Source organism: Pyxidicoccus fallax (assembly GCF_012933655.1).
In the GTDB taxonomy this organism is placed as follows: domain Bacteria; phylum Myxococcota; class Myxococcia; order Myxococcales; family Myxococcaceae; genus Myxococcus; species Myxococcus fallax.
In genome coordinates this window covers 1-3460 of record NZ_JABBJJ010000609.1, presented here as the reverse complement: position 1 = coordinate 3460, position 3460 = coordinate 1, and the positions used below count along the sequence as shown (strand labels likewise).

Below are 3460 nucleotides of genomic sequence, written 5' to 3'. Positions count from 1 at the left end.
CCGGGAGCCCCGGGGGCCCTCCCCACGGCGCCCCTCAGGCTTTCCGGTTGAAGCGGTTCATGGCCACCGACAGGCCCTCGCGAATCCAGAGTTCCGTCATGTCCATGGCGCGGCCGATGAGCTCCTCCAACTGCCGGCGCTCGGCGTCGTCGAAGCCGGACAGGACGTAGCCGGACACGCGCTCGCGGGCGTTCGGCCCCTCCGGCTTGCCGATGCCGAAGCGCACGCGGACGAAGGCCTCCGAGCCCAGGCTGGAGACGATGCTCTTGAGGCCGTTGTGGCCGCCGCTGCCGCCGCCCGCCTTGAGCTGGAGCCGGCCGAAGGGCAGATCCAGCTCGTCGTGGATGACGAGCACGTCCTCCACCGGCACCTTGTAGAAGCGCGCCGCCTCGCCCACCGAGCGCCCCGACAGGTTCATGAAGGTCTGCGGCTCCAGGAAGAGGACGCGCTCGCCCGCCAGGGTGCCCTGGCCCACCTTCGCGGCGAACTTCTCCTGGTTCAGCTCGGCGCGGGCCCGTGACAGCAGGGCCTCCACCACCATGAACCCGATGTTGTGCCGGTGCCGCTCGTACTCGCGCCCCGGGTTGCCCAGCCCGACGATGAGCTTCATGAGGAGGCTCCAGAAACGAGAACGGGGCCGGCCGCTGAAGGGCCAGCCCCGCTCCAGGATGAAACCGCGCGAAGCGGAAGACTACTTCTTCGCCGCGGGCTTCGCGGCCGCGGCCGGGGCCGCCGCCTTGTCGCCGCCGGCCTTCGCGTCCGCCGCCTTGGGAGCCGCACCCGCCGCCGGGGCCGCCGCCGCCGCCGCCGCGGCAGGAGCCGCCTCGGCCGCCTCGGGCGCGCTGATGACGGCGATGGTGTAGTTGACGTTCGTCTTGATGGAGACGCCCGACGGCAGCTTCACGTCGTTGACGTGCATGGCCTCGGCGATCTTCATCGCCGACACGTCCGCCTCGATCTTCTCCGGGATGGCGTTCGGCAGTGCCCAGACCTCGAGCTCGCGGCGAACCTGGGTGAGCAGACCGCCGTCCGCCACGCCCACGGCCTTGCCGGTGAGCACCAGCGGCACGTTCACCTTCACCGGCTCGTTCTCACGCACGCCGATGAAGTCCACGTGGAGGATTTCGCGGGTGACGGGGTCCATCTGGTAGTCCTTGAGGAGCACCTGATGGGTGTCACCGCCCAGCTTCACGGAGATGAGGGTGTTGAACTTGTGCGGGGTGTTGATGGCCGCGCGGACGGACTTGGGGTCCACCGCGACGTGCACCGGGTTCGCCAGGTGCTTGCCGTAAACGACGGCGGGAACCAGACCCTGCGCGCGCAGGCGGCGCGCGACGCCCTTGCCGGAGCCCTCACGCGTCTTGGCCTCGAGGGTGCTCTTGTCGACGGACATGGAAATGCCTCACGAAAGGTACAGCGGTTGCCACCAGCCGCCCTGGCGCCCTCGGCATCCCGCCCCTGTGGCGGGCCCCGAAGACGGCGCCCTGTTCGTAGGGGACCGATGGAGGTGGGTGCACATGCCAGCCGGGAGGCTTGGAGTCAAGCCACCCGGCGGGCAGGCGCGCGCCGGCTCAGACGAACAGCGAGCTGAGCGAGTCGGCGCGGTGGATGCGGGCAATGGCCTCGCCGAAGAGGCGCTCGGTGGTGAGCACGCGAATCTTCGAGCAGGCCTGCGCCGCGGGGGCCAGCGGCACGGTGTCCGTGAAGACGACCTCCTCCAGCACCGAGTCCTTGATGCGCTGGATGGCCGGGCCGGAGAGGATGGGGTGGACGGCGTAGGCCACCACGCGGCGGGCGCCCTTCGCCTTGAGCGCGGCGGCCGCCTGGGCGAGCGTGCCGGCGGTGTCCACCATGTCGTCCACCAGGACGGCGTCCTTGCCGGACACGTCACCGATGAGGTTCATCACCTCGGACGCGTTGGGGCGCGGGCGGCGCTTGTCGATGATGGCCAGGCCCGTGTTCAGCCGCTTGGAGTACGCGCGGGCGCGCTCCACGCCGCCGGCGTCCGGCGACACGATGACGAGCTCCTGCGAGTCCGGGAAGTTCTTGCGCAGGTCCTCCAGGAACACCGGCGAGCCGTACAGGTGGTCCGAGGGGATGTTGAAGAACCCCTGGATCTGCCCGGCGTGCATGTCCATGGACACCACGCGCCCGGCGCCCGCGACCTCGAGGAGGTCCGCGATGAGCTTGGCGGTGATGGGCGTGCGCGGCGCGACCTTCCGGTCCTGCCGGGCATAGCCGTAGTACGGCATCACGGCGGTGATGGAGCCCGCGCTCGCCCGCTTGAGGGCGTCGCACATGATGAGGAGCTCCATCAGGTGGTCGTTCGCCGGCGGGCACGTGGACTGGAGGATGAAGACGTCATGACCACGGACGTTCTCTCCAATCTCGACGTGGATCTCCCCGTCGGAGAAGCGACCGACCTCCGCCTTCCCCAGAGGGCGCTTGAGGTACTCGCAAATGCGATGCGCCAGGCCGGGATTCGAGTTCCCGGCGAACACCTTGAAGTCACGCGGCTGCATGGTGGGGCCGCTGACTAACCTGGACACGACCCGAAGGGAAGGCGTTAGTCCAGTTCCGCTGGCGCCGGGGCGAGCATCCCGGCTTGCGCCTGATGAAGGTGCTTCTCGTACTCAATGAGGATGATGCGCTCCATCTGGCTGCGCGTATCCGCGTTGAGCGGGTGTGCAATATCCTTGTACGTCCCATCCTTCCGCTTCTTTGCTGGCATCGCGATGAACAGTCCGGACGAGCCGTGAATGACCTTCAAATCGCGGATGACGAAGCAATGATCCAGGGTGATGGTGACGTACGCCTTGAGCTTGTCCTCTTCGACCGGAAACACCCGGACGTCGGTGATGTTCATGGTCCCCCCCCGAACCCGAAAGGTCGGAGCTGAAGGGAAGCCTGGGACATACCGGGTGTCAATTGCAAGAGGAGGCTGTAGTGACACCCCCTCCAATGTTCAATTCGCCCACAGTCCGTCGAGGATGCGGGGGGTTAGCGGAAGGCCCCCGGCCAGTGAAGGACCAGGTGGGTCAGGAAGGCGAGGTGGTAGACGACGATGATGCCGTAGACGACGGCCCCCGCCCGGATGGCGATGCGGCTGGCCTTCATCCGGCGGTGCAGGCACAGGAGCCACAGGCCGGCGTTCACGATGACCAGCTTGGAGCCCATGAAGATGAGCGGGGACTGCTCGTAGGCCACCCGCATGAGGGGGTTGAGCTCCTCGGCCACCCCGAGCTGCAGGAAGAGCAGGGTGAACAGCCCGTCCAGGAGGTTGAGCATCAACAACGCCACCGACGCCGGTGACACGTAGAAGGAAGCCCTGCTGCCCCAAGCCTGCTCGATTGTCGCCGCCACGCCCGTCCTCCCTCTCCCGATCGACCTCCTGGCCTCCTTTCAAGAGCCTTGCCAGCGCCGTGGGAGCCCGGTGGGACAGGCCGGCGGAGGGGTGGCG

General features: G+C 68.1%; 5 protein-coding genes. All 5 read right to left on the bottom strand.

Annotation, left to right across the window (positions count from 1 at the left end; genetic code table 11):
- Nucleotides 1-34: 34 nt before the first annotated feature.
- A complete protein-coding gene (pth, locus tag HG543_RS52505) occupies nt 35-610 on the bottom strand; it encodes an aminoacyl-tRNA hydrolase (protein ID WP_169352497.1) in 576 nt (191 codons plus the stop codon).
- Nucleotides 611-691: 81 nt separating this feature from the next.
- On the bottom strand, nt 692-1393 hold the full coding sequence (locus HG543_RS52500) for a 50S ribosomal protein L25/general stress protein Ctc (protein ID WP_169352496.1): 702 nt from the start codon (nt 1391-1393) through the stop codon (nt 692-694).
- A 178-nt stretch (nt 1394-1571) separates the two neighbouring features.
- Nucleotides 1572-2522 (bottom strand): ribose-phosphate pyrophosphokinase, encoded by a 951-nt coding sequence (locus tag HG543_RS52495; RefSeq protein WP_169352495.1) that lies wholly within the window; start codon nt 2520-2522, stop codon nt 1572-1574.
- A gap of 44 nt (nt 2523-2566) precedes the next feature.
- On the bottom strand, nt 2567-2866 hold the full coding sequence (gene spoVG, locus HG543_RS52490) for a septation regulator SpoVG (protein ID WP_169352494.1): 300 nt from the start codon (nt 2864-2866) through the stop codon (nt 2567-2569).
- Between the two features lie 134 nt (nt 2867-3000).
- Complete coding sequence (locus tag HG543_RS52485) at nt 3001-3363, bottom strand: DUF5658 family protein (protein ID WP_171818935.1); 363 nt, start codon at nt 3361-3363, stop codon at nt 3001-3003.
- Between the last annotated feature and the right edge of the window lie 97 nt (nt 3364-3460).

What these genes read in the sequence shown, in the direction of transcription:
- spoVG (WP_169352494.1), bottom strand. Translation starts at nt 2,866, where the DNA reads ATGAACATCACCGACGTCCGGGTGTTTCCGGTCGAAGAGGACAAGCTC.
- pth (WP_169352497.1), bottom strand. Translation starts at nt 610, where the DNA reads ATGAAGCTCATCGTCGGGCTGGGCAACCCGGGGCGCGAGTACGAGCGG.
- HG543_RS52495 (WP_169352495.1), bottom strand. Translation starts at nt 2,522, where the DNA reads ATGCAGCCGCGTGACTTCAAGGTGTTCGCCGGGAACTCGAATCCCGGC.
- HG543_RS52500 (WP_169352496.1), bottom strand. Translation starts at nt 1,393, where the DNA reads ATGTCCGTCGACAAGAGCACCCTCGAGGCCAAGACGCGTGAGGGCTCC.